We start from the raw sequence: 24,043 nt of genomic DNA on the forward strand, positions 1-24,043 counted from the left end.
TTACTGGACCTCGACGACGGCAGCCTCCTCCTTGCGGATGGAAAGCTCGTAGCCGCGCACGTTGATCTCGACCGGATCTCCGAGCGGTGCAACCTTAACGACCTTGAACGAAGTGCCCTTGATGAGGCCCAGGTCCATAAGGTGACGGCGAAGCGCGCCCTCGCCGTGAAGCTTGACGATGGTAGAGCTCTCGCCCACCTTAACGTCACCCAACGTCTTCATCCTCTTGTCCCCCTTTCGGTTTTAATGAAATGCTGCGGACTAACCGACGGTCATGATGTGCATGGCGACCTTGGTATCGATACCAAAGCGTGCGCCCAGCACGGTGACGATGATATTGGCGCCACTCGAGCTCACCACGTGAACCTCACTGCCCTCGACAAAGCCGAGGTCCTTGAGGTGGTGCTTCATGTCCTCATTGCCCTTTACACGAGACACGTGCACGGTTTCGCCCGCTTTCACCATCGAAAGCGGCATGGCCGGCATCTGCGGTCCGCAAGACATGAGTGTGCTCCTAACGTCAGTTCGTCCTCAACATCGACGCAGCAAAAGTTAACCACGTCTATGTTCGCTACAGTAAACTAGCACGTGGTTAACTTTTTGGAAAGGGTCCCTATTCAGTTTTCGAAAAAGTTTCCCATATGAAACAGGTGTGACAAGGGGACAGCCCCTTTGTCACATTGTTGCGTTTAGAGGGAGAGGTTTCTGATCGACGTGACGCAGGAGGCCTCATCCACGCCCGAAACGCGGAAGATGATGTCCTCGCCGCACTCGCCGTAGAGAGCCATGAGGCCCATCACGTCGCGACCGTCGGTATGGCGGTCGCCGATGCTGACCGACACGTCGCTACGATGTTTGGCAATGATGTCGTAGAGCAGCGCAACCGGGCGGGCATGCAGTCCCAACGGATCTTTAATCGTCTTTGTAAACTCGACCATGTCCCCTCCCGCGGTATCGCTCATTCGGCTGGCAAACCCAGCCACGTGGTAGTTATTGTACCGTTAGATGCTTGTCGAGAGCCCCTCCGGATACCCCGTGGTCAAAAAGTGGCAAATATGAGTACTGTCACCAATTTAGTAGCAGCAAAATCGAGAGCAAATTGCCTACTTTGAGCGATTCGAAGAGGCTGAAAGCCATCAAACTCCCTTCAAGGGGGTTAGATAAATTGATTTTGAGCCCATTTTTGCTCAAAACCGGCCGATAGATATGGCACTCATTTTGCAACAGTACTCATATTTGGCATTTTTTGCCCACAGGATCCAAAACCGTGCCCCAAAACACAAAAGGAGGAGCCTCGTAAGGCCCCTCCTTAGGAAAGGGAATCGATTTATTCCACAGCCGTAGATTAATCCTAGCCGCTACTCCATCATGTCGAGGACGGAGGGGCGCAGCTCGCTCTCGGCGGCCTCGGGATCGGTCTCGCGCAGACGGTTGATGTAGCGGTTGTACCAGATCACGGCAAGACCCAGGAAGACAACCACGCCGCCAACGTTGTAAACCAGCGTCAGCCACAGCGGCTGATCGAGCGGAATGGTGCCGCAGATAAGCACGAAGCAGAAGACTACGAGCAGGAACGCAGCGACGACCAGGCCAAAGGGACGCGAACCCATGCGGAAGCCACGGGGAGCAGCGTCGAAGTTCTTGCGCAGCATAAAGTAGGCAAGCAGAATCAGCAGCGGCGGGAGCAGAGCGGTGGCAGCCGTCATGTTGGTGACGATCATGAGCAGGTCGTCGAGGTTGCCAGAGCCCAGGGCTGGGATGATCAGGATGGGGACGACGATGGCGAACTGCAGCCAAGCGGCGCGGGCGGGAATGCCATGCTCGTTAAGCTCGACAATCTTACTACCAAAGACGCCCTTGGGGATCTCGGTGAAGAACACCTTGATGGGAGCGGAGGTCCACATCATGAGGGAGCCCAGCGTAGCGGCGAGAAGGATCAAGCCGATGACGCGCGTGGACACTTCCATGGGAATGCCAAAGTGGGCAAAGACAGCGCCGAATACGTCGAAGATACCGGTGGAGATGGCAACGCTGCCCTCGGGGATGAACAGGTTAACCAGCAGCGAAGCGCCTGCATACAGAAGGCCGATGGTGAGGCCTGCAACAACGACGGTACGCACGAAGGCCTTGACGCCGCCCTTAAGGTCGTTAAGGAACACGCCGACGGACTCAGCACCGCCCACGCCCTGGATGATCCAGACAAGCGTGCCGAAGAAACCCCACGTAGTGGCGAAGCTGCTCGTGTCGGGAGCCATGTTAGCCGGAGTAGGAGCCGTAGCGAACTCGACGCCGCCAAATGCAGCGGCCAGGGACAGCAGGATGAACACAGCGGTCAGGCCGAGAGCCGCAGTCGAACCAAAGGACGAAATGGAGCCGATCCACTTAGCGCCCTTAGTCGACACCCACGTGGCGATAGCAAAGACGACGATCTCGATAATGGTGATCCACAGCTGCGAAAGCTCGGCATTGGCACCAAAGAACACGTAGCTCGCGTAGATGATGACATTGGGCAGGACGGACGCGAAGTAGAACAGGTTGACGAACCAGTAGCTAAACGCCGTCAGAAACGCCCAGCGACCACCCATCGAGGTCTTAACCCATGCGTACACGCCAGACTCGGAGTCCTTGTTGAGGCCGACGAACTCGGCGGTAACCAGGGTATAGGGGACAAAGTACAAAAGCGTGGCGAAGAAGAACGACGGCGCAGCTGCCAAGCCGATGGCCGCGTTGTTGTTGATGATGTTCTTGATACCGAACACGGCGGCGACCGTCATGCCCAGCAGAGCGAACGAACCGATCGTTCCTCGTTTTTCAGAGCTCATAAGCCCTCCCAATCATCTATTAAATGTCATCTAAACCCGTCCGAGCTGCAAGTGCGAACACGGACGGCGCACCTGCTAAGGGGAATGGGGAAAAGGGAGTCAACAAAGCCATCCCCCTTAACGGCGCAAAGCAAACGTCCAAACGGACGAATACTACTTGTTGGGGAAGGAATAACCTTCGACCGTCACGTGCAGTACCACGACGCGGGAATCCGCGGCATCGGCCACGACACGGTAGGCCTCGTCAATTTCGACGACGGCAACGCCGCCGGCGGGAATCGTCACGGTCTCCCCCGCCCCCTCAAAGCGCTCGCGATCATCGATATCGCTGTAAGCGCGGGTGCAGGTGAGGCCTGCCTTGGGGGCGACCTCGACGGTCAGGCCGCCGTCGAGCGGAGCGAGCACGGCATGGTAGCGACGGTGACCGACCAGGTCGGCGGTTGCGGCCTCGCGGGAATAGACCCACCAGTAAACCAACGAGTCGCCGATGGAGTAAGCCACGTCGTGCTGTAGGTCGGCAACGCCATCGAGCGCCTGGCCGGTGCGCATCCACTTCTTGACGGACTTCATCTGAGCGTCGAAATCGGCGCGCGAGTTAAAGACATGCATGGCTTATGCCTCCTTAATGGGTGCCAGCGCCTGAGCCAGATCGGCAGACGTCAGCGGTCGCAGGGACACCTCAAAGCTGAAGCTCTCAAAACGGGTGCGATAGGAATCGAGCACCTCGGAACCCCAAGAGTTCGAGCCAAGGCCGAGCAGCTGGTCGTTGATGTTGACCGTGACCGTATCGCCCTTGACAAGGTCGTAGACGTGCTTGGCGTTATCGATTGCCTCGCAGCTATAGGGCCATGCCGAGAACGAGAACGGGTTGGAGGCGGCATCAGCCGGACGAGTCACCAACACGCCGTCACCGTGACTGGAGCGCAGGGCAACCCAGCGGGTACCCTCACGGTTGGCGCAGTCCTGAGGCATAACGTAGGGCGTGAACATGTCGTCGACCGTAGTGCGGTAATGACCGACCGGGTTGGCGCGCAGCGAGTCCGGATAGTTCTCGCCCGGGCCGTGGCCATACCACTCGACGGCACGATTGCAACCGGGGACCTCGAAGGAGATGCCGATGCGCGGGATGATATCCGAGTAATCGCCGTAGGGCTCGCCGGAAACCTTGAGGTCGACGCGACCGCTCGGAAGCACGGTGTAGACGAGCTCGACGCGCATGCCGAACGCGCGGACGGGAGGAGCGATACGCTGGCTCACGGTAACGACGACCGCATTGCCGTCCTGCTTCCAAGAAACCTTGCGGGTAGACGTCTGCATCACATCGATGAAGTTGTCCTTCCACAGGGAGTCATACTCCTGAGCGTGGTTGTCGACGAGCGGATGCCAAAAACCAACCTGGGGACCAGAGGCCATTACGTCGCGGCCGGATGCCTTCCACTCGCTCACGGTACCGTTGACTTTGCTGAAGGTCAGCTCGCCGTTGAGGGAGTGAATGCGGATCTCCTGCTCGGTCTCCTCGACCGTAAGCTCAGGACGAGCGGGGGCGGCGATGGCCGGCGCCGGATGGTTTGCGATGGCAAACTGGCTTGCGCCCAGCTGGAACATCGGCTCGCACCAGGCGTGAGCCGCCATGGTGTAGGCGCACACGGTCAGCAGGGTCTCGCCTACCGCGGCCTCGCGAATCACCAGTGGCAGCTGGACGGATTCGCCGGGAGCCACCGCGCCGGGCATAAGCGTCTTGCGGCACACTACATCGCCGTCTACCAGGGTCTCCGCCGACAGGCAGACATCCTCGAGGGTAGTAAACCAGCGCTTGTTCGTGACGGTCAGCTCGCCCGCCTCGGTGTCATAAGCCATGCGAACCGGGCAGATGACCTGGCCATACTCAGTGAGGCCCGGGCTCGGCTGCTGCCAAGGGAACACCATGCCATCGATGCAGAAGTTGCTGTTGTTGGGGTAATCGCCGTTGTCGCCACCATACATATCGTAAGCAACGCCGTCCTCGGTCACAGCAGCCAAACCGTGGTCGCACCATTCCCAGATAAACTGGCCTTGGATGCAATCCCAGCGATCGAAGACCTCCTGGTACTCGGACAGGCCTCCGGGGCCATTGCCCATGGAGTGGCCGTACTCGCAGTTGATGCGCGGCTTGGGGAACGGATGCTCACCAAAGTCGTTCATCTGCGACACACGGGAGTACATCGTGGAAATGACGTCGACGGTATCGGCGTTGCGGTCCTCCTCGTAATGGACCGGACGATCATCGAGCTCGTGAGCCTTGGCGTACATCGCGCGGATGTTGCAGCCATAGCCGCTCTCGTTGCCCATCGACCACATAATGATGCAGGCGTGGTTGCGCTCCTGCATCACCAGGCGCTCAATGCGGTCGACGTAGGCCGGCTCCCATGCCGGGTCGTCGGTGACCAGGGCGATATTGCCGATATTCTCGAAGCCGTGACTCTCCATATCGGTCTCGGCGACCAGCATGATGCCATACTCATCGCACAGCTCGTAGAAGCGCGTGTCATTGGCATAGTGAGAGGTGCGCACCGCGTTGATGTTGTGTCGCTTCATGAGCTCCAGGTCACGGCGCATGCGATCGAGGCCCACGGCGCGGCCCTTGTGATCGTCGTGATCGTGGCGGTTGACGCCATGCATCTTAAAGTAGGTGCCGTTGAGGTAGATATGATTGCCCTCGACCGTCACCTCGGCAAGGCCCTGGCGATGCGGAACGTACTCGCTGACCTCGTCACCGTCGTAGACCTCAAACGTAAGGTCATAGAGGAAGGGGTCCTCGGGGCTCCAGAAGTGGGCATCGGCAACGCTGCACTCGGCATGGCCGTCGACGCACTCGCCCGTAGCGACCACGTTCTCGCCATCGCTGAGCGTAAACACGACGCGGGTAGCGCCCTCGGCCACCGTATCGAGCGTGATCAGAGCGGCATCGCCCTCGCGGTGCGTGCGGAACCTAAAGTCGACCAGGTGCGCGGCGGGACGCTGCATAAGGTACACATCGCGGAAGATGCCCGAAGCCCACCACATATCCTGGTCCTCGATATAGCTGCCATCGCTGTACTGCAGGACCTTGACCGCAAACAGGTTGTCGCCCTCGACGAGCGCGTCGGTCACGTCGAACTCGGCGGACAGACGCGAGCCCTTGGTCATGCCGATAAACTGGCCGTTGACGTACAGCTCGCCATAGCTCTCGATGCCGTCGAAGCGAATGATCTCGCGAGCGCCGGCGGGGATGGCGGGAAGGTTGACGATGCGCTGGTAAACGCCCGTGGGGTCGTCGGAGGGAACGAACGGCTGGTCCACCGGGAACGGGAAACCCTCGTCGGTGTAGGCAAGGTTGCCATAGCCGTCCACCTGCCACAGGTGCGGAACCTCCACGTGATCCCACTCGGGCTTGTACGTGGAGAGCTCCTCGTTGGAGACGGCAGCTGGGCCCTCAAAGAGGCGGAACTGCCACGAGCCGGACAGCTGGACAAATCCGCGCGACAGCTCGCGGCTGTACGTAGCGGCGAGATCGGCGGTCTCGTAGCCCATAAAGTACGCATGGGGTGCCAGGCGGTTCCTGTGGGTGAGCGCTTGGTTTTCCCAATCGTTAATGGCGTCCATGGTGATGCTCCTTCGTCATCGTAGTGATTCTTGTGCAACCGGTTGTCCTTATCTTACGGGCGATGCAAAAAACTGTGCAACCGGTTGTCCGCTGAACGGTCGATTTGGTCGGGTTAACGGTGCAACCGGTTGTACAACCACGACACTTATGTCACCCTGCGTATCGAAACTCAGCGCAAAACAGCATTCCCAGGCGGCGGACAACGGCCGCGCCCATCTATGCCCCGCCCGTGCAAGCCATGTTCAACAGCAGCTTGAACGTGAAATGCCACCAGTGGCCGGATATCATGAACGCTGTTCAGGCGCACTATAGTAAGCTGTATCCGCACCAGCCCATATCAGTGACAACTTCGACCGCATTTTCCAGGAGACGCCATGACCCAACCAGTTCGCACCGCACCTACGCTTGCCGAGGTTGCCGCAGCTGCCGGCGTGTCGCGCTCCACGGCATCGCGCGCCCTCAACGATTCGCCCCGCATTAGCGAGGAAACCAAAAAGCGCGTCCGCGCGGCGGCCAAGGAAGTCAATTTTGTCCCCAACGCTCGTGGCCGAGCGCTCGCTGTCGGGCGCACGGAAATCATCGCCGTGCTCGTGACCGAGCCCCTGAGTGAACTCTTCAGCGACCCCACCTATAGCGAGTTTTTGAGCGGCATTACCGAGGAACTGTCGGAGTCGTCCTATCTGCCCGTTATCTTGCAGGCGTCTTCTACGCATGAGCGCAACCGCGCACGCGAGCACTTTGAGCGCCGCTCGTTCGACGCCGTGATCGACGTCTCCCCCTACAAGGGCAGCGAGCTGCTCGAGGTGCTGCGCGAGCTGGGTGTACCCACCGTGTTGTGCGGCCAGCTCGAGGGCCACCCCTATCGCGATGTGTTCTCGACAGTCTACTCTGACGACGAAGAGGGCGGACGCTTTGCAGCGCTCGCTATGAAAGAGCGCGGGCGCAAAGATATCGTCGCCGTGTTGGGACCGCAAGACAACCCCGCTGTTGTCGACCGCCTGCGCGGCTACCGCGCCGTCTTGGGCGAAGACCTCCCAGACGCAAACGTTATCTATACCGGCTGGAACAGCGGAGACGGCTATCAGGCCATGCACCAGATCCTCGCGCGCGAGATTGCTTTCGATGGCGTGCTCTGCGGATCGGACCGTATCGCGGCTGGCGTCATCACCGCGCTCAACGAGACAGGCCTATCCGTTCCGGCGGACGCTTCTGTCGTCGGCTTCGACGATCACGAGATTGCGACGCGCTGCGTCCCCGCGCTCACGACCGTCCGCCAGCCCCTGCGCGAAGAAGGCCACATGGCCGCCAACATTGCGCTCGACATGATCAAGGGTGCCAAGCCAACCACCACCGTCATGCACATGCAGCTCGTTCAGAGAGACTCGCTATAAGAAACTGGGACGGGCTTTCCGCCAGACAGTTGTTGCGGAAAGCCTGTCCCGTTTTGAGTGCTCATTCTGGGGCACAGTTTCCGTTAGACCGCTCAACCGGAAACTGTGCCCCATTATTTTGCCGAATTCTGGGTCGCGCTTTCCCAGAGGACCCCCTTTGGGAAAGCGCGACCCGTTCTGGACGCAGATTCCGGGACGCACTTTCCGCGACGCCCGGCCATCCCATGCCCCCACAACCTCGGCGCATAAAAAACGAGGGAAGGCGCGCGTCCTTCCCTCGTTGCAAGCAATATGTAGCCGCTCGCCTACATCAGGCGCAGGCTAACGTCCTTGAGCTGGGCGCCGCTAACGGCACTCGGGGCGCCCGACATGAGGTCGGAGCCGCTGGCCGTCTTGGGGAACGCCATGACGTCGCGGATGGAGTCGGAACCGGTGAGCAGCATGCACACGCGGTCCAGGCCCAGAGCAAAACCGCCCATCGGGGGCGCACCAAACTTGAGCGCCTCCATGAGGAAGCCAAACTGAGACTCGGCGCGCTCTTCGGTAAAGCCCAGGAGCTTGAGCATGGACATCTGCATCTCGGCGTTGTGGATACGCATACCGCCGCCACCGGCCTCAAAGCCGTCCATGACAAAGTCGTAGGTGCAAGAACCGGCTGCCAACGGATTGGCCTCGATCTTGGCGATGTCGGTCTCGGTCGGCAGGGTGAAGGGCTGGTGCTCGGCAGCGTAAGCCTTGCGGTCCTCGTCCCAGTGGAACAGCGGGAAGTTGACGACCCACAGGAAGTCGTGGCCCTCGCGCTTGATCTCGAGCGCGTTAGCCATGTGGGAACGCATGCCGCCCAGGATCTCGTCGGAGAGCAGGCGCGGGCCGGCGGCGAACATCACAAGGTCGCCGGGCTCGACGTCCATGCGCTCGCGCAGGGCGGCCATCTCCTCGTCCGAGAAGAACTTGACGATGGGGCTGTTGATGGAGCCGTCCTCGCGGAAAGCGATCCAGGCCAGGCCCTTGGCGCCAAACGTGGAAGCCACGCCGGCAAGCTTATCGATCTTGGCGCGAGCCCAGGCACCGGCGCCCTTGGCGTTGATGGCCTTAACGACAGAGCCCTCCTCGTTCGCGGCAGTCGCAAAGACCTTGAACTTGGAGTTGGCGAAGATGTCGGTCAGGTCGACCAAGTGCATGCCATAGCGGGTATCGGGCTTGTCGGAGCCATAGGTGTCCATGGCCTCCCAGTAGTCCATGCGACGCAGCGGCCTGGGCATCTCGACGCCCATGCGGCCGAAGGCATCGGACAGGACCTCTTCGAGCGCGCTCATGACGTCGTTCTGGTCCACGAAGGACATCTCGATATCGACCTGGGTGAACTCGGGCTGACGGTCGGCGCGCAGGTCCTCGTCGCGGAAGCACTTGGCAACCTGGTAGTAGCGCTCGACGCCACCGACCATGAGCAGCTGCTTCAGAAGCTGCGGGGACTGCGGCAGGGCGTAGAAGTTACCCGGCTGGATGCGGCTGGGGACGATGAAGTCGCGGGCGCCCTCGGGCGTGGACTTGAACAGGGAGGGCGTCTCGACCTCCATGAACTCACGGTTGTGCAGCGCCTCGCGAATGGCAAAGGTGAAATCGGAGCGCAGCTTGAGGTTGGCCATCATCTCGGGACGACGGAGGTCCAGATAACGATAGCGCAGACGGGTGTCCTCGCTGGTCTCGATGCCGTCCTCGATCTGGAACGGCGGGGTGACGGACGTGTTGAGCACCTCGGCGTGGTCGGTCAGAACCTCGATCTCGCCGGTCTCGAGCTTGGTGTTGGTGGTCTCCTCGCCACGGGCGCGCACGACGCCGTGAATCTTGATGGGCCACTCGGGACGCATGGTCTCGGCGATCTTAAAGGCATCGCCGTCGGAGTGCTCGGGGTCGAAGGTGAGCTGCGTGATGCCCTCACGGTCGCGAAGGTCGCAGAAGATAAGGCCGCCGTGGTCGCGGCGACGGCTCACCCAACCGGTGAGGGTGACCTCTTCGCCCACGTTCTCGCGGCGAAGCTCGCCGCAGGTACGGGTGTGCATGGAATGCTCGTCGATGGGACGGGTCTGGCTCATACCAGTGATCCTCCTTTATGGATCTGTGCCGCCCCGTGTCGTTCCGGGCGGCGTCGTACAGATTTGCCCGGCCTGCGTAAACCGCGCAGCCAGACATGGCGTTCTATCTTATCGCACCTGTGTCGATGTGCCGCGAAAAAGTAGCTCCTGCCCAAAGACTTGACGGAGACGAAACAATTGACGCGGCCTGGCCGTCGCACAGGCGTGCGGCGTGCGACAATGTGCCCCAATACAACTGCACTCGGAAAGGCCCGCCATGACTGCACGCCTCATCGTTATGGATATCGACTCCACGCTCATCAACCAGGAGGTCATCGACCTGTTGGGCGAGGAGGCCGGCGTGGGCGAGCAGGTAGCGCAAATTACCGAGCGCGCCATGCGCGGCGAGCTTGACTTTAAGCAGGCGCTCGAGGAGCGCGTGGGGCTGCTCGCCGGCCTGGACGAGAGCGTGTTCGAGCGCACCTTTGAGCGTGCGACATTTACCCCCGGCGCGCTGGAGCTTGTGCGCTCGGCGCATAGCAAGGGCTGGAAGGTCGGCGTGGTAAGCGGTGGCTTCCACGAGGTTGCCGACAAGATCGTGGCCGCCGCGGGCATCGACTTTTGCCTGGCTAACCGCCTGGAAGTCGTAGACGGCAAGCTCACCGGCAAGCTGGCGGCAGACACCGTGACCAAGGAGTCCAAGCTCATCCAGCTGCTAGATTGGGCAGTTGAGTGCGGCGTCGATATGGCCCACACCGTCGCGATCGGCGACGGTGCCAACGACATCCCCATGATTCAGGCCGCGGGCACGGGCATCGCGTTTTGTGCCAAGCCCAAGACGCGCGAGGCCGCCCCGTTTGCCATCGACGAGCGCAATCTGATGCTCGCCATGGACATCATCCTGCGCGACTAGCCAATCCGTCTAGCAATTGAATCAGTCTGTCCTATAGTTTCCGAACAATTCTGCTTTAGTGTTCGGAAACATACCCTTTGAGTGCTAAACTTTGCGCCGTCGAAGGGAACATATATGGATAAGCGAGATCTAGAGCAGCTGCTGAGCGATGTTGCCGGCGGAGCTGTCACCCCTGCCGACGCCCTCACGCGCATCCAGACGGCTCCGACCGCCGATTTGGGCTTTGCACAGCTCGACCTTTCGCGCGGGGTGCGCCAAGGAGCCGGCGAAGTTGTCTACGGCGCCGGTAAAACCGCCGAGCAAATTGCCGCCATTATCAAAGCATTACTCGATGCCGGCCAGGAGCGCATCCTGGTCACGCGCCTGGACGACGAAAAGGCAGCCCGCACCTCGGAGCTCCTCGGCAACGGCATCGACCTGGGATATGTCCCGGACGCCCAGCTCGCCCTCGTGGGTGGCAAGCCCTCCCCCAACGGCAACGGACGCATCGTCGTCGCCTGCGCCGGCACGAGCGACCTGCCCGTTGCCGAGGAAGCCGCGTTGACGGCCGAGTTCTACGGCAACGAGGTCGATCGCCTCTACGACGTGGGTGTCGCCGGCCTGCACCGCCTGCTCGCGCATGCTGAGGAACTTGCCCAGGCGCAGGTGGTCATCGCCATCGCCGGCATGGAAGGCGCCCTGGCGAGCGTCATCGGAGGCCTTGTGAGCTGTCCGGTCATCGCCGTCCCCACCAGCGTGGGCTATGGCGCGAACTTTGGCGGCGTGGCCGCACTGCTCGCCATGCTCAACTCCTGCGCCAGCGGCGTTTCGGTCGTCAATATCGACAACGGCTTTGGTGCCGCCTACCAGGCAAGTCTTATCAATCATCTGAGCGCCGGCACGTCCTGCGCCCGCTAAGGAGCATTTCATGTCCAACCATCAGCACACGCTTATCATCGACGGCACCTCGGGCATCAGCGGCGACATGACCGTCGCGGCCCTGCTCGACCTGGGCGCCAGCGAGGAGCACCTGCGCGAGCAACTTGCCACGCTGCCAGTCGACGGCTTTGCGGTCGCTGTCACGCGCGTAAACAAGCATGGCATCGACGCCTGCGACTTTGATGTTCAGCTGGCAGAGGAGCTCGAGAACCACGACCACGACATGGCCTGGCTCTACGGCAACGAAGCGGGCACCGAGCACACACATGAGCATGAGCACCACCATCATGATCATGGCGAGCACGAACACGAGCACTGCCACGAGCATGACCATGAGGCCCACGGTCATGGCCACGAGGGTCACCATCACGCCCACCACCATCACCACCGTTCTTTGGCGGATGTCACCGCCATCATCGATGACTCGCAGCTAAGCGATGGCGCCAAGCGTCGCGCGCTCGCCATCTTTACCGCGCTCGCCGCCGCCGAGGCCAAGGCCCACGGCAAAACGACCGAGACCGTCATGTTCCACGAGGTGGGCGCCATCGACTCCATCGTCGACGTCTGCTCTGTCGCCATCTGCCTCGATGACCTTGGTATTGAGGACATCGTGGTCGAGTCGCTCTCCGAGGGTCACGGCACCATCCGCTGTGCCCACGGCCTCATGCCCATTCCCGTCCCCGCTGTCGTCAACCTGTGCCAGGCGGGCAATATCGCCCTCACGCCCGCACCGGTCGCCGGCGAGCTCGTGACGCCCACGGGCGCCGCCATCGTCGTCGCACTGCGCACGTCCGAGCACCTGCCGGCCCGCTACCGCATCGAGGCCGTCGGCTACGGCGCCGGTAAGCGCCCCTACGAGGGTTGCTCCGGCACGCTCCGCTGCCTGCTCGTTCACACGGACGCATAGCCATGGATGCCCGCAAGGCAAAAAGCCGCGCCGCCATCGTTGCAGCATTCTCCGAGCTCCTTCGCGAGGAGGACTACGGCAAGATCACCGTCGGCGACATCATCGCTCACGCCCATGTGGGTCGAGCCACGTTCTACGGTCTCTTCAAGAGCAAGGATGACCTACTGTCCGAACTTGTGAGCGACATCTGCACCCACGCCCTCGACGACGATGGCACACCGCTCGATGATCCGCTCGTACAAGTCGAACATATCCTCAACAACCTCTGGGAACGCCGCCAGGGCGTACGAGCCCTCGTAGCCGGCGCCGGCTCACGCGTCTTCGCCGACTGCTTACGCAAGACCATCATGTCACGAGCAGCCGAAACCGTCCCCACCGACCCAAACGGCCCCGCCGCCACCATGGACCGAAGCTTCCTACTACACCACATAGCCTCAAGCTTCGTAGGAATGGTCCAATGGTGGGCCTGGCACAACTTCCAAGCAGACAAAGCCGAAGTAGCCAAAGACTACCTATCAGCCATTAAGCCTCTCTTCAGCTAAGTAAGAAGCCCATCCCAAAGCATCGCCCCAACCCAAGCCGCCACGCATCCCAAAGTGTCACTCGCGCTTCAACGCCCCTACCAGCAACAAGCCCCTCCCATCCAAATTCAGATTTATATGTTGGGTTGCTTGTTCCAACGCGACTAAGATCCCGCAGCTGTCCGCATGGGGTAACTTCCCAGCGCATTCCGCAGGACGAAAGAACCCCCGCCGCACGAAGTGCGCAGCGGGGGTTCTTTCATGTCCGAGGACGCGCTGGGAAGTTACCCCATGCGGACGGCGGACAACCTATGTAGCCTTGGACTAAAACATGCCCAAGAAACCATGCACAAACAGCGCAGCCACAATGGCACCGACAAACGGAGCGATGCCAGGAACAAGCAGGCCGTACTTCCAGTTGTTGTCAGCCTTGTTCTTGATCGGCAGCACCTGATAGGCCATGCGAGGACCAAGGTCACGAGCCTGGTTCATGGCGAAGCCGGTGATGCCGCCCATGCCCATGCCAACGGCCCAGACAATCAGGCCGACGCAGATGGCGAGCAACAGAACGTTCTCACCAGCACGGCTAGCAGCAGCAAGGATGGCGCTGATAAACACGAAGGTGCAGATAGCCTCGCAGAAGAAGTTGCGGGCATAGTTCGTGCCCTCGGTGGTGGGGTTGGTCGAGAAGATGTTGCGCTGAGCAATGGGATCGACGACACCCTCGGAAGCCTTGAACTCATCGGCATACATAAACCAAGCGATCACGGCACCCACAAAGCCGCCGAGCATATCGGCAAGCATGAAGGGGATGCAGTTGCCCCACGGCACCAGACCGACGATGCACTGGGCAAGCACCATAGCGGGGTTCATGCACACGGCGCCGCCAAAGACAAACAGGCAGACCGAGATGCCAAAAGACCAGGTGGTGATGGCAAACATATGGCCAGAGCCCTGATACTTGGTGCCTTTGAGCACGGTATCGCAGTGCACGCCCACGCCAAAGACGATCATGAGGGCCGTCGCGCCGAATTCGCAGAGGAGTTTGGTAAGCATAAAACCTTATCTTTCTTGTCGGTTATAAACGATTCGTTTGGGCCACGCACTAGTGCTGCGCGACGACAACGCCCAGGCCATCGGGAATGACGGCAACCTTGGCATCGGCACCCTTCATCTCAAAGGCGAGCTTGAGCGCCTCCTCGATAGTGTTGACCGGCGTCATGTGCATATCCTTGAGCATCTGGTGATCGCACAGGTCGGTGACCATGATCACAGGGTGATGCGCCAGGATGCGGGCAAAGATCTGGCTCGTCCACTGATCGGGCAGGGTCTCGTCCTTAGGACGATCGATGCAGGCGCGCTCAAACTCTGCCGGATCGTTGTCGGCGATGTTGTGATAGAAGCCCTCGCCGCCGTGACCGTCGGCACAACCGGCGACGTCGATGATCACGCCGCCCTCGGGAAGCGTGGCCTCGGCAGCGCACATGCCCTTCACAGCCTGATAGATGTTCTGATCGAGGGGGTAGCCGCCGTTAGTGGTAATGGCGATCTCGCACTCGACGGGCTCAACGCCGGCAAGGCTCTTCACGAACTCGCAGCCAGCCTCGTGCGCCTTGTGGATGTCGCCGGCAAAGGAGCCAATGACCTCGTGCTTGCCGTTGAGCACCACGTTGAGCACAAAGGCAAGGTGAGCCATCTCGGCAGCGGCAAACATATCCTCGCTCACGTGATTGTGGCACAGGTTGCCGGCACGCGAATGGGAATCGTTCACAAACTGACCGTTGTGGTTGTACATGATGGTCTTGTAGCTGGCGATACCGGGAAGGACGGACTTACGGCTGCCAGAGAAACCGGCAAAGAAGTGCGGCTCAATGAAGCCCTCGGCAAGCAGCAGATCGCAATCGGCAGCAATCTTGTTGATGATGCACTCGCCACCAGAAGGCAGGGTGCCGATCTTTTTCATCATGCTGTCATCAGTCGCGACGTGCATAACGATTTCCTCGTTGGCAACGATCTCCTCGCCATACTTGTTGACGAGCTCCTCGTGCGTCGACGGACGGTGCATGCCCGTAGCAACCAGAATACGCACACGGGCCTCGGGCGCAGCGGCATGAATGTGATGCAGCAGAATAGGCATCGTCACACGCGAGGGAACGGGACGCGTATGATCGGAGCTAATGATGACAATATCCTTCTTGCCAGCACAAAGCTCCTCGAGCGAAGGCGAGCCGTAAGGGTTGGCAAGCGACTCCTCCACCAGCTCTTCCTGCGATTTCGTGGTCTTAAACTCGTTTTGATGACCTTCCATCACGCCCGCGAAGTTCTTATCCTCGAGTTCCAGATGCAACGTCTTGTGGTCAAACGGCAGTTCACATTCAAACAATGACGAGCGCCCTCTTCCTTTCAACTGACACACTAGATAAACCGTTGGAAGGATACGCCGCTCACCGAAAAACACCACCGTCCACCGACTCATTAACACAACGTTCATATTTGACCCAAAACAGAGCGGCCGCGATCCCAAACGGGACCGCGGCCGCTACAGTCGTAAGTCGAGAAGCGCGCCATTATTCCCCCAGCCAGTAATCCACCGAAGACCGGACATCGTAGGGCCCGCCATCAGCTTACTTTTAGGCACACTCCGCAGGACGCAAGAAGCCCTCGCCGCACTCCACATTAGGCGCGAAGCGCGCCATTCTCCCCTCAGCTGTAATCCCCGAAGACCGAGGACGAAGGGACCCGATGGGTTTCCCTCTGAATGCATTCCGCAGCACGAAGCCCCCTTATCCGCAGCTCCGAAGGAGCAGGATAAGGGGGCTTCAAGTGCGAGGACGCATTCAGAGGGAAACCCGTCGGGTCCCGGTGAGAGCCACAGGGCTATCGATTACCCCGTGTTTTTCAATCCTGCCGAGACGCCGGTCACAGTCGAAAGAATCAGGCTCATGTACTCGGCCTTCTTCTCCTCGGCCATCTCGTCCTGGTTCATGCGCACCTCGCGAAGGGCGCGAACCTGGGCGATAGACAGGGCGTCGACGTAGGGGTTGCGCACGCGGACGGCGCAGCCGAGCACGCGGCGGCGCTGCAGCGGCCACTCGTCACCGACGATGGCAAGGACCCACTTACGCGTGAGCTGCATCTCGGTGAAGACCTTCTCGGACAAATCCTGGCGATCGCCTAGGTGCAGGTACATCTTGGCGATGCGCTGGTCGGTCTTGGCGATCGACATCTCGATGTTGTCGATAAAGGTGCGGAAGAACGGCCACTCCTGGTAGGCAGCCTTGAGCTGGTCAAGGTCGCCAAACTGCTCGCAGGCGGTGCCCAGGCCGTACCAAGCGGCCAGGTTAATGCGCGCCTGGCTCCAGCTGAAGATCCACGGAATGGTACGCAGGTCGTCGAGCGACTTGGCACCCAAACCGCGCTTGGCCGGGCGCGAGCCAATCGGCAGCAGACCGACCTCGGTCAGCGGCGTCACGGTCGAGAACCACGGTGTAAAGTCCTCGGTGTTCAGCAGGTCCAGATAGCGCTCGTGGCTTACGGCGTTGAGCTTCTCGGCCATATCCCAGAACTTCTGCGTGGTCTCGGTGTTGGTCTTCTCGACGCTCGGGGCCGACTGCAAAAGCGTTGCGGCGGCAACGGACTCAACATGGCGCTGAGCCAGCGTGCGGTTGCCGTAACGGGCAAAGATGACCTCGCCCTGCTCGGTGAGCTTAAAGAAGCAGTTGACCGAACCCTTGGGCTGCGCCAGCACGGCCTTGTTGGCCGGGCCGCCACCACGGCCCACGGCACCGCCGCGACCGTGCATGAGCACCAGGTCGATATCGTTCTTCTCGGCCCACTTGGCAATGCGCTCCTGCGCGGAGTGCAGCGCGAGCATGGCCGTGGTAGGACCGGCATCCTTGGAGGAGTCGGAATAGCCCAGCATGACCTCCATGCGGCGGTTGGTCTGGGCAAGGCGCTTTTGCACCACGGGCAGCGTAAGCATCTGGTCGAGCACGTCGACGCAGCCCTCGAGGTCCTCGAGCTGCTCGAACAGCGGGATCACGTCGAGCTCGGGCACGTCCTCCTCGTGCGCAAAGGACAGGTGGGCAAGCTCAAAGACGTCGGCCACATGCTGAGCGCTCTTGGTGAACGAGATGATGTAGCGGTGCGCCATCTTCTTGCCGTAGCGCTTTTGGATGGAGCCGATAGCGCGGAAGGTGTCGATGACCTCGCGCGTCATGGGCTGCAAATCACCATGGATACCGTTCTCGTGAATATCCTTGAGGGCGCGGGCGTGCACCACGGAGTGCTGACGGAACTCCATCTCGACCATATGGAAGCCGAAGGACTCGACCTGCCAGATGATGGTCTGGACCGGGCCGTAGGCAGCACGGACGGCACCGCAGGCGGCCAGGGAGCGCTGAACGACGCGCAGGTCATCCAAGAACTCGTCTGCGCTGTGGTACATGGTGTCGGTGATGCGACGCACGGTGGCGTTCAGACGGTCGGCCATGACGAGCATGACGGCGCGATGCGGCTCGTGCTCGGAGATCAGCTCGGCGCGTGCGGTGTACTGGGTGCTCATCTCGACCTGATGGTTCCACAGGTTGATGAGCTCGGCAGACGGCTTGCTGTAGGTGGCCTCGAGCGTGAGGTTGCGGCCGATGCGGCGGCACTTGTCCTCGAGCTTGAGCACCATGTGGGTGAAGTACTTGGCGGCGACCTCGCGGCTCACCTTGGCGGTGACGTTGGGGTTACCGTCGCGGTCGGAACCGATCCAGCTGCCGGGATGGAAGAACGCCGGGCACAGCGGCGGCACGGTACCCGCCTTGTCGCCCAGCACCCAGTCGTCAAAACGACGATAGATAACGGGGATGACGTCGAACAGCGTGTTATCGAAGATGTCGATGATGGTATCGGCTTCCTCGACCGGCGTGGGCTTCTTGAGCGCGATGGGGCTCGTACGCACCAGGGCGTCGATTTCCTGCAGCATATGGCGCTCGTTCTCCACCAGGTCGGAGCCGCCCAGGCGCGGACGCTCCTCCAGCAGGTTGGAAATACGGCGAATCTTGCCCTCGACGGCCTTACGACGGGCCTCGGTGGGATGTGCGGTAAAGACAGGGTGGAACTCCAGCTTGTCGAGCAGCTCGTTGGCGCCCTCGACACCCATCTCGTTTACCAACTGGTGATAGGCGACGGTGAGCTCGTTGGCGGGATCGACCTCGGTATCGGTCGATGCGCCGGCCTCGCGCTCGCGCAGCTGCGCCACGCGGTAGTTCTCCTCCGACAGGTTTGCCAGATGGAAGAAGCTCGTAAAGGCGCGGACGATAACCTGCTGCTTATCGAGCGGCAGACTGTCGATCAGATCAACGACCTCGCGAAACGCCACGGCGGTGGGCTCGTCGGCAGTGGGCACGCCCTGCTCGTCGACGGACTCGTCGGCAGCACGGGTGCCGGGGTTTCCGGCGTTGGCCACAATCTCGGCTGTCAAAATCTTGTCGAACAGGTCCGCGATCTCGGGATCATACTCGCTAAGCACACGGCGCTCCAGGCGCAAGAACAGCGCCAGATTGTCGCGCAGCTCCTCGGGGATCTCGATCTCAGCGAGACGCTCCTTGGATTCGGCATTCGAGCCGATTCGGTTAACGAGGCGGTTGACCACGGCAGCGACGCGCGCCGCGGCTTCGGGTACAGACTGGTTGCTTAGGTTCTCAGCCACGTTTCCTCCCATTCCTCCTTCTATGCACGTAACATGCGGTATTCATTATAGGCGCTTGCGAAATACTTTCGACACTGATTGCGCTTTACCACACAAAAGTATTTTCTGCATTGCAAGGGTTTTGCTCTAAATGGTCGTATTTCTCGGTGGACGGCATACACAAACGGGGGCATTCCGCATAAATGCGAAACACCCCCGTAACAATCGCTCGCAATGGACGAGACACTCAAGCGGACCCGCAGCTCAAAATGATGCGCTACAGGCGCTCGCGAACCGCCTCGACGACGTTGGCCAGATCGGCAAGGACCTCTTCATGGCTCTCCATGTCGCGCACCTTGACCTTGCCGGCGGCAAGCTCGTCGCCACCCAGGACCAAAATGAGCTTGGCGCCAACCTTGTCGGCCTGCTTAAACTGAGCTTTGAGCGAACGACCCTGGTAGTCGGCCTCGGTCACGATGCCAGCGGCGCGAAGCTCCTGCGTGATGGCAAAGACGTTCTGGCGCAGCTCCTTGCCGGCATTGGCGACGTAGACGCACGGGGCCTCCTCGGCACCCAAGTCGTTACCAAAGGCCTGCAGGGCCAGCAGGGCGCGCTCAAAACCGACAGCGAAGCCGACGCCCGCCGTGGGCTTGCCACCCTCGAGCTCGACCAGACCGTCATAGCGACCGCCGCCACCAATGGAGCCGACACCGGCGCCGGGAGCCTCGACCTCAAAGACGGTACGGGTGTAGTAGTCCAGACCACGCACCAGTGTGGGATCCTCGACATACTCGATACCGGCGGCATCCAGATAGCGCTTGACCTGCTCGTAGTGCTCGCGGCACTCGTCGCACAGGTTGTCGCCCATCAGCGGCGCGTCGGCCATGATCTCGCGGCAGTGGTCGTTCTTGCAGTCGAAGGCACGCAGCGGGTTGAGCTCGGCGCGCTCGCGGCACTCGTCACACATCTCGTCAGCGTGATCGAGGATAAACTGCTTGACCTGCTCGCGGTAAGCCGGACGGCACTGAGCGTCGCCCATCGAGTTAATGAGCAGACGGAGCTTGGAAAGATCGAAGCCCAGGCGCTTGTAGAACTCCATGAGCATGATGATGCACTCGGCGTCTGCCGCCGGATCGGGAGCGCCGAGCCACTCGATACCCACCTGGTGGAACTGACGCAGGCGGCCCTTCTGGGGACGCTCGCCGCGGAACATGGCCTCGGCGTAGTAAGCCTTAAACGGCGTGGAGCCCTGGGGCACCAGGTTGTTCTCCACGACTGCGCGCACCACACCGGCCGTGCCCTCGGGACGAAGCGCCAGGCGCTGCTTGGGCTTGAGTTTTGTGTCGGTGCCCTCGGTAAAGACGCGCTCCAGGTTGGCGCCGCTAAAGACGCGGAACATCTCCTTGCGCACGACGTCGGTCGACTGGCCGATGCCGTGGACAAAGACGTCCACCTGCTCGATCGCGGGCGTCTCGATGGGTTTAAAACCAAACGGCTCGAACACGCCGGCAGCGATCTGCTGCATCTTTTGCCAAGCGCGCATCTCGGCGCCGATAAGGTCGCGGGTTCCCTCCGCCTTCTGTGCCTGCATGGGCAAACACCTTTCTTTTGTATCGCGTCATAGGTAGTGGACATTATACGGCACAAAGCAGCAACGCGGCGGCGTGTCTGACCGAACGAGGGTATGGGGACTCGTTCGGCCAGACGCGCCGCCGCGGTTTGTGATCCCTTTTCCTCCGTCCCCTTCGGATCACGTGATCCCTTGGGGACGGAGGAAAAGGGATCATTTCGTAGGCCCGTGGCTGCCCTGGAAACCGAATGACGGTACGAGCATCCATTCGGCTTCCAGGGCAGCCACGGGCAGAACAGACAAACAGGAATAGGCGGCGACCCGCTACTCCCCCGCCACGCTTGCGCGCAGCTTGGCGGCGATGGGCTCGGATGCCAGCAGGAACACGAGCATGACCACGGAGCACGCCAGGCACACGATCCAGGTGCTCGCAAAGGAGCCCGTGGCATCGAACAGCACGCCCGAGACGATAGCGCCCACGGTGCCGCCGACCATCTCGAGCGAGGTAATGGTGCCCGTGACCTTACCGAGGTCGGCCATGCCAAACTGCTTGGACGCGGCGATGGTAGGCGTGATGGTGCCCATGCACGTTCCAACACCAAAGCTCACAGCAGCGACAATAGGACCGAGGTCCGTCGTCGGGAAACACAGCGCCACGCAGGCGATAATGCACGCAACGGAGCCAAGGATATTGCCAAAGCGCAGGCCAAAGCGGTCATAGATCGCACCGAGCGAAATCTTGGCGATAACGACGGTAACCATGTAGGCCGAAAGCACGGTGCCTGCCCACATGGGGTCGTGGCCGCCCGTGACGATCTTGGCACCGTTGACGGTAACACTCGTCATGTTGGTAACCTGGTTGGGCAGGATGGCGCCATTGACCAAGCCCATAAAGAGGAAGGCGACGACGAGCAGCCAAAATGCCGGGCTCTTCTTGATACGAGACCAGCCGACGCTAACCTCGGGCGCCGTGTGCTCGTCCTTGTCGCCAGCCGTCGAGACGGACGGATCGCCCGGGTTCTCGCCGAGCGGCTTAAGGCCAATCTCGGAAGGCTTGGTGCGGAAGGAATAGTCATGCAGTTAACGAAAATGGTGTAGCACGTGGCCATGATGACAAAGCCGGAGGCCACCACGAGCCAGCCGGGGAAAAATTTACTTTGCTGGGACATGGATTACTCCTTGTGGTCCGCAATGTATCCGAAAGCGACGGCGGCATAAGCCGCGGCGCCAAGGGGAAGCTCGGCATCGCTAAAACGTGCCTTGGGATGATGCTGAGCAAAATGCTCGTCCGTATCAGTCACAGCAGCGCCCACGGTAAAGTACGCGCTCGGGATCTCGCTCGAGATCAACGCGAAGTCCTCGCTCGCCATGGCGTGGAACAGCGGCAGGAAGGCGGACTTGGGCAGCACCGCGCCCACGTAGCCAAGCGACGCCTGCGTCATGCCGTCGTCGAGTACGAGCGGGGGAACATCCGAGAGTGTCTCGATAGTCGCCGGCGTACGATAGGTCGTGGCAACGCCTTTGACGACCTCCGCGATGCGGGTCTTGAGGCGCTCCATGAGCTCGACGTCGAAGCCACGCAGCGTTCCCTCGAGCACACAAGTGTCGGGGATGACATTTGCGGCCTGACCGCCGGCGAACTTGCCAACGGTAAGCGCGACCTCCTTGGCCGCCGGCACCTCGCGGGAGATGAGCTCCTGAAGCGCCAGATGCACATGGACGCCGGCCGTGATGGGGTCGATGCAGATCTCGGGGCTCGAGCCATGGCCGCCCTTGCCCTGAAGCGTGATGCGAAAACCGTACACGCCCGAGAGCGCCGGGCTGCCGTAGAGCACCAGGCCAAGCGGCGACTGGCTATTGACATGCATGGCAAAGGCGACCTGAGGGCGCGGGTTCTGCAGCAGACCATCGGCGATGGCGGCGCGGGCACCCTCAAAGGTTTCCTCGCCCGGCTGGAACAGCAACTTAACCGTGGCGTTGGCGTCGACAAGCGCAGACTCGCGGGCCTTGAGCAGGCGCGCCGCTCCAAGCAACGCCGTCGCGTGCATATCGTGTCCACATGCGTGCATGCAGCCGTTCGTAGAGGCGAAAGGCTCGCCTGACTCTTCGGCAACGGGCAGGGCGTCCATGTCGCCACGGAGCATGATGACCGTACCGGCCTGTTCGTCCGTGCAGACGCCATTGCCCTGGGCCGCGGCGGCACCGGCGCCGACAAGGCCCACGACACAGGAACCATCGACGAGCGTGGCAAATGGGATTTCCATCTCGGTCAGGCGCGCTTGAATATACGCAGAGGTCTGTGGGAGGCTATTACCCAGCTCGGGCACCTGGTGTAAATCGTGTCGCCACGCAGCGAGCTCGTCTGCAAAAGCCTGAGCTTCTGCAACGAGACCGTCACCGATAGCGGCCTGCGCCGCTGCGGTGGCCTTGGGCGCTGATTGCGGTTGAAGATCGGACTGAGCTGGTGCCATAAATGCCCTCCAGTAGCGTTTTTGCAGTAAGCACTTTGATAGCGTAAAGTGCAAGGTACAACTTTAAAGGCGAGGCATAAAAAACGCCGCCCCAGGAGGGCGGCGCAACAAGTTGTTTACAATTGCGGGCGAGATTTTCGGCGCAAGAAATCGAAATGCGTCTCGCTCAAGATAATCGACAAAAAGATGAGCGCAAAGCCGGCAAGCAGGCGCGAGGTGAGCGCCTCCCCCATCAGCAGCACCGAGAACAGCACGCCCGAGGGGGACTCCATCGAAAGGAGCAGCGAGCCCGTCGAGGCCGGGACGTGCGCCAATCCAACGTTTTGGACGAGCAGTGCCACGCACGTACAGCCCACCGAGAGAAAGGCCGCCACGCCGACAAAGCTCGGCGTCCACACGGACAGAGGCGCCTGAGTCTCGAATAGCAGCGACGTGATTAAGCTCAAAACGCCATTGCCCACAAACATCCAAAACGTGATGACGTTGATGTCCATCTTGCGGCCATACTTGCCGGTCACTGCCATCTGGATAGCAAAGAAGACCGCGCCGCCCAGCGTGATGACATCTCCAGCATTGAACTCGACGCTATCGAGTGCCACCAGGCCAATGCCCGCCAGGCACAGCAGTGCCGCACCCAGGTTATAGCGGGTGAGCTTTTCGCCGCTCAGGACATAGCTGGCAAACGGCACAAGGATACAGTACGTGCCCGTCAAAAATGCACTCTTGCCTGCCGTGGTCTGTGCCAGGCCAATCGTTTGCAGTCCGTATGCTCCCCACATGAGCGCACCCATGCCCAGCCCGACGATCAGGTTGCGGGCATTGAAATGAGCGATGATGCGCTTATGGAAAATAGCAAACATAACCAGTGATGCCGGGAGAAAGCGAACGTAGACCAGCTCGAACACCGGAATGGTATCGAGCGCATCTTTCATGGTGGTAAAGGAATAGCCCCAGATGACCGCCACCGAAAGCAGCAAGACCTTCCAGAAGAACGGAGAACGCGCGCCGGCGCCGCGGGAGGTGCCGCCGGCACCCAGGTCTTCGCGCGCTACAGGGCTATCGGGCATGTTTTCGATTTCATCAACGGCATTCTGAGCCATAGGGCATCCTCGCGCTCAGTCTGGGCGTGGTGTCCGCACGTGCATGGCCGCGTGCCGCC

19 protein-coding genes are annotated in these 24,043 nt (G+C 60.8%); 5 read left to right on the plus strand and 14 right to left on the minus strand.

The features are described 5' to 3' along the window. From DWX39_RS01195 to DWX39_RS01220, 6 genes are all read right to left on the minus strand, one after another. Nucleotides 1–222, minus strand: a complete 222-nt coding sequence (locus DWX39_RS01195) for a FeoA family protein (RefSeq protein ID WP_006234774.1) — start codon at nucleotides 220–222, stop codon at nucleotides 1–3. A 39-nt stretch (nucleotides 223–261) separates the two neighbouring features. Continuing rightward, nucleotides 262–504 (minus strand): FeoA family protein, encoded by a 243-nt coding sequence (locus DWX39_RS01200; RefSeq protein WP_231500839.1) that lies wholly within the window; start codon nucleotides 502–504, stop codon nucleotides 262–264. Nucleotides 505–689: 185 nt separating this feature from the next. Continuing rightward, entirely contained in the window at nucleotides 690–938 is a 249-nt protein-coding gene (locus tag DWX39_RS01205) for an HPr family phosphocarrier protein (protein WP_022094361.1), read from the minus strand. Between the two features lie 420 nt (nucleotides 939–1,358). Then, nucleotides 1,359–2,822: an amino acid permease gene (locus DWX39_RS01210; RefSeq protein ID WP_117758224.1), complete on the minus strand. Its 1,464-nt coding sequence runs from the start codon at nucleotides 2,820–2,822 to the stop codon at nucleotides 1,359–1,361. Between the two features lie 153 nt (nucleotides 2,823–2,975). Next, on the minus strand, nucleotides 2,976–3,431 hold the full coding sequence (locus DWX39_RS01215; RefSeq protein WP_117758225.1) for a hypothetical protein: 456 nt from the start codon (nucleotides 3,429–3,431) through the stop codon (nucleotides 2,976–2,978). A gap of 3 nt (nucleotides 3,432–3,434) precedes the next feature. Beyond that, nucleotides 3,435–6,443, minus strand: coding sequence for a glycoside hydrolase family 2 TIM barrel-domain containing protein (locus tag DWX39_RS01220; RefSeq protein WP_117758226.1), 3,009 nt, complete (start codon nucleotides 6,441–6,443; stop codon nucleotides 3,435–3,437). Between the two features lie 375 nt (nucleotides 6,444–6,818). Between DWX39_RS01220 and DWX39_RS01225 the strand changes: the two genes are divergently transcribed. Beyond that, on the plus strand, nucleotides 6,819–7,835 hold the full coding sequence (locus tag DWX39_RS01225; RefSeq protein ID WP_117758227.1) for a LacI family DNA-binding transcriptional regulator: 1,017 nt from the start codon (nucleotides 6,819–6,821) through the stop codon (nucleotides 7,833–7,835). A 305-nt stretch (nucleotides 7,836–8,140) separates the two neighbouring features. On the opposite strand, the gene aspS is transcribed toward DWX39_RS01225, so the two are convergent. Then, nucleotides 8,141–9,928, minus strand: a complete 1,788-nt coding sequence (aspS, locus tag DWX39_RS01230; protein WP_117758228.1) for an aspartate--tRNA ligase — start codon at nucleotides 9,926–9,928, stop codon at nucleotides 8,141–8,143. Between the two features lie 256 nt (nucleotides 9,929–10,184). On the opposite strand from aspS, the gene serB reads away from it, so the two are divergent. The 4 genes from serB (at nucleotide 10,185) to DWX39_RS01250 (ending at nucleotide 13,187) form a co-directional block, all read left to right on the plus strand. Further along, complete coding sequence (gene serB, locus DWX39_RS01235) at nucleotides 10,185–10,820, plus strand: phosphoserine phosphatase SerB (protein WP_117758229.1); 636 nt, start codon at nucleotides 10,185–10,187, stop codon at nucleotides 10,818–10,820. Between the two features lie 114 nt (nucleotides 10,821–10,934). After that, nucleotides 10,935–11,717, plus strand: coding sequence for a nickel pincer cofactor biosynthesis protein LarB (gene larB / locus DWX39_RS01240; RefSeq protein ID WP_117758230.1), 783 nt, complete (start codon nucleotides 10,935–10,937; stop codon nucleotides 11,715–11,717). Nucleotides 11,718–11,727: 10 nt separating this feature from the next. Beyond that, nucleotides 11,728–12,645, plus strand: coding sequence for a LarC family nickel insertion protein (locus DWX39_RS01245; RefSeq protein WP_117758231.1), 918 nt, complete (start codon nucleotides 11,728–11,730; stop codon nucleotides 12,643–12,645). Between the two features lie 2 nt (nucleotides 12,646–12,647). Continuing rightward, nucleotides 12,648–13,187, plus strand: coding sequence for a TetR/AcrR family transcriptional regulator (locus DWX39_RS01250; RefSeq protein ID WP_117758232.1), 540 nt, complete (start codon nucleotides 12,648–12,650; stop codon nucleotides 13,185–13,187). Between the two features lie 303 nt (nucleotides 13,188–13,490). Here the strand turns inward: DWX39_RS01250 and larD are convergent, their stop codons facing one another. The 7 genes from larD to DWX39_RS01285 all read right to left on the minus strand — a co-directional run bounded on the left by larD (nucleotide 13,491) and on the right by DWX39_RS01285 (nucleotide 23,984). Next, entirely contained in the window at nucleotides 13,491–14,222 is a 732-nt protein-coding gene (larD, locus tag DWX39_RS01255; protein ID WP_117758233.1) for a D/L-lactic acid transporter LarD, read from the minus strand. Between the two features lie 49 nt (nucleotides 14,223–14,271). Then, nucleotides 14,272–15,549, minus strand: coding sequence for a nickel-dependent lactate racemase (gene larA / locus DWX39_RS01260; RefSeq protein ID WP_117778829.1), 1,278 nt, complete (start codon nucleotides 15,547–15,549; stop codon nucleotides 14,272–14,274). 501 nt (nucleotides 15,550–16,050) lie between these two features. Beyond that, a complete protein-coding gene (locus tag DWX39_RS01265) occupies nucleotides 16,051–18,864 on the minus strand; it encodes a phosphoenolpyruvate carboxylase (protein WP_369832158.1) in 2,814 nt (937 codons plus the stop codon). Between the two features lie 256 nt (nucleotides 18,865–19,120). Beyond that, nucleotides 19,121–20,434 carry a histidine--tRNA ligase gene (gene hisS, locus DWX39_RS01270; RefSeq protein WP_117757833.1) on the minus strand — a complete coding sequence of 438 codons (1,314 nt, stop codon included), beginning with the start codon at nucleotides 20,432–20,434 and terminating at the stop codon, nucleotides 19,121–19,123. 303 nt (nucleotides 20,435–20,737) lie between these two features. After that, entirely contained in the window at nucleotides 20,738–21,493 is a 756-nt protein-coding gene (locus DWX39_RS01275; protein WP_117758236.1) for an MFS transporter, read from the minus strand. Between the two features lie 92 nt (nucleotides 21,494–21,585). Beyond that, a complete protein-coding gene (locus tag DWX39_RS01280; RefSeq protein ID WP_117758237.1) occupies nucleotides 21,586–22,884 on the minus strand; it encodes a M20 family metallopeptidase in 1,299 nt (432 codons plus the stop codon). 116 nt (nucleotides 22,885–23,000) lie between these two features. Then, a complete protein-coding gene (locus DWX39_RS01285; RefSeq protein ID WP_117758238.1) occupies nucleotides 23,001–23,984 on the minus strand; it encodes a DMT family transporter in 984 nt (327 codons plus the stop codon). Between the last annotated feature and the right edge of the window lie 59 nt (nucleotides 23,985–24,043).

It is taken from the genome of Collinsella sp. AF19-1LB, assembly GCF_003459655.1.
Classification (GTDB): domain Bacteria; phylum Actinomycetota; class Coriobacteriia; order Coriobacteriales; family Coriobacteriaceae; genus Collinsella.

Bases quoted from the DNA above. Each gene is read 5' to 3' on its own strand.
- serB (WP_117758229.1), top strand. From the start codon at position 10,185: ATGACTGCACGCCTCATCGTTATGGATATCGACTCCACGCTCATCAAC.
- larB (WP_117758230.1), top strand. From the start codon at position 10,935: ATGGATAAGCGAGATCTAGAGCAGCTGCTGAGCGATGTTGCCGGCGGA.
- DWX39_RS01195 (WP_006234774.1), bottom strand. From the start codon at position 222: ATGAAGACGTTGGGTGACGTTAAGGTGGGCGAGAGCTCTACCATCGTC.
- DWX39_RS01210 (WP_117758224.1), bottom strand. From the start codon at position 2,822: ATGAGCTCTGAAAAACGAGGAACGATCGGTTCGTTCGCTCTGCTGGGC.
- DWX39_RS01215 (WP_117758225.1), bottom strand. From the start codon at position 3,431: ATGCATGTCTTTAACTCGCGCGCCGATTTCGACGCTCAGATGAAGTCC.
- DWX39_RS01245 (WP_117758231.1), top strand. From the start codon at position 11,728: ATGTCCAACCATCAGCACACGCTTATCATCGACGGCACCTCGGGCATC.
- aspS (WP_117758228.1), bottom strand. From the start codon at position 9,928: ATGAGCCAGACCCGTCCCATCGACGAGCATTCCATGCACACCCGTACC.
- DWX39_RS01200 (WP_231500839.1), bottom strand. From the start codon at position 504: ATGTCTTGCGGACCGCAGATGCCGGCCATGCCGCTTTCGATGGTGAAA.
- DWX39_RS01280 (WP_117758237.1), bottom strand. From the start codon at position 22,884: ATGGCACCAGCTCAGTCCGATCTTCAACCGCAATCAGCGCCCAAGGCC.
- DWX39_RS01285 (WP_117758238.1), bottom strand. From the start codon at position 23,984: ATGGCTCAGAATGCCGTTGATGAAATCGAAAACATGCCCGATAGCCCT.
- DWX39_RS01250 (WP_117758232.1), top strand. From the start codon at position 12,648: ATGGATGCCCGCAAGGCAAAAAGCCGCGCCGCCATCGTTGCAGCATTC.
- hisS (WP_117757833.1), bottom strand. From the start codon at position 20,434: ATGCAGGCACAGAAGGCGGAGGGAACCCGCGACCTTATCGGCGCCGAG.
- DWX39_RS01225 (WP_117758227.1), top strand. From the start codon at position 6,819: ATGACCCAACCAGTTCGCACCGCACCTACGCTTGCCGAGGTTGCCGCA.
- DWX39_RS01205 (WP_022094361.1), bottom strand. From the start codon at position 938: ATGGTCGAGTTTACAAAGACGATTAAAGATCCGTTGGGACTGCATGCC.
- DWX39_RS01220 (WP_117758226.1), bottom strand. From the start codon at position 6,443: ATGGACGCCATTAACGATTGGGAAAACCAAGCGCTCACCCACAGGAAC.
- larD (WP_117758233.1), bottom strand. From the start codon at position 14,222: ATGCTTACCAAACTCCTCTGCGAATTCGGCGCGACGGCCCTCATGATC.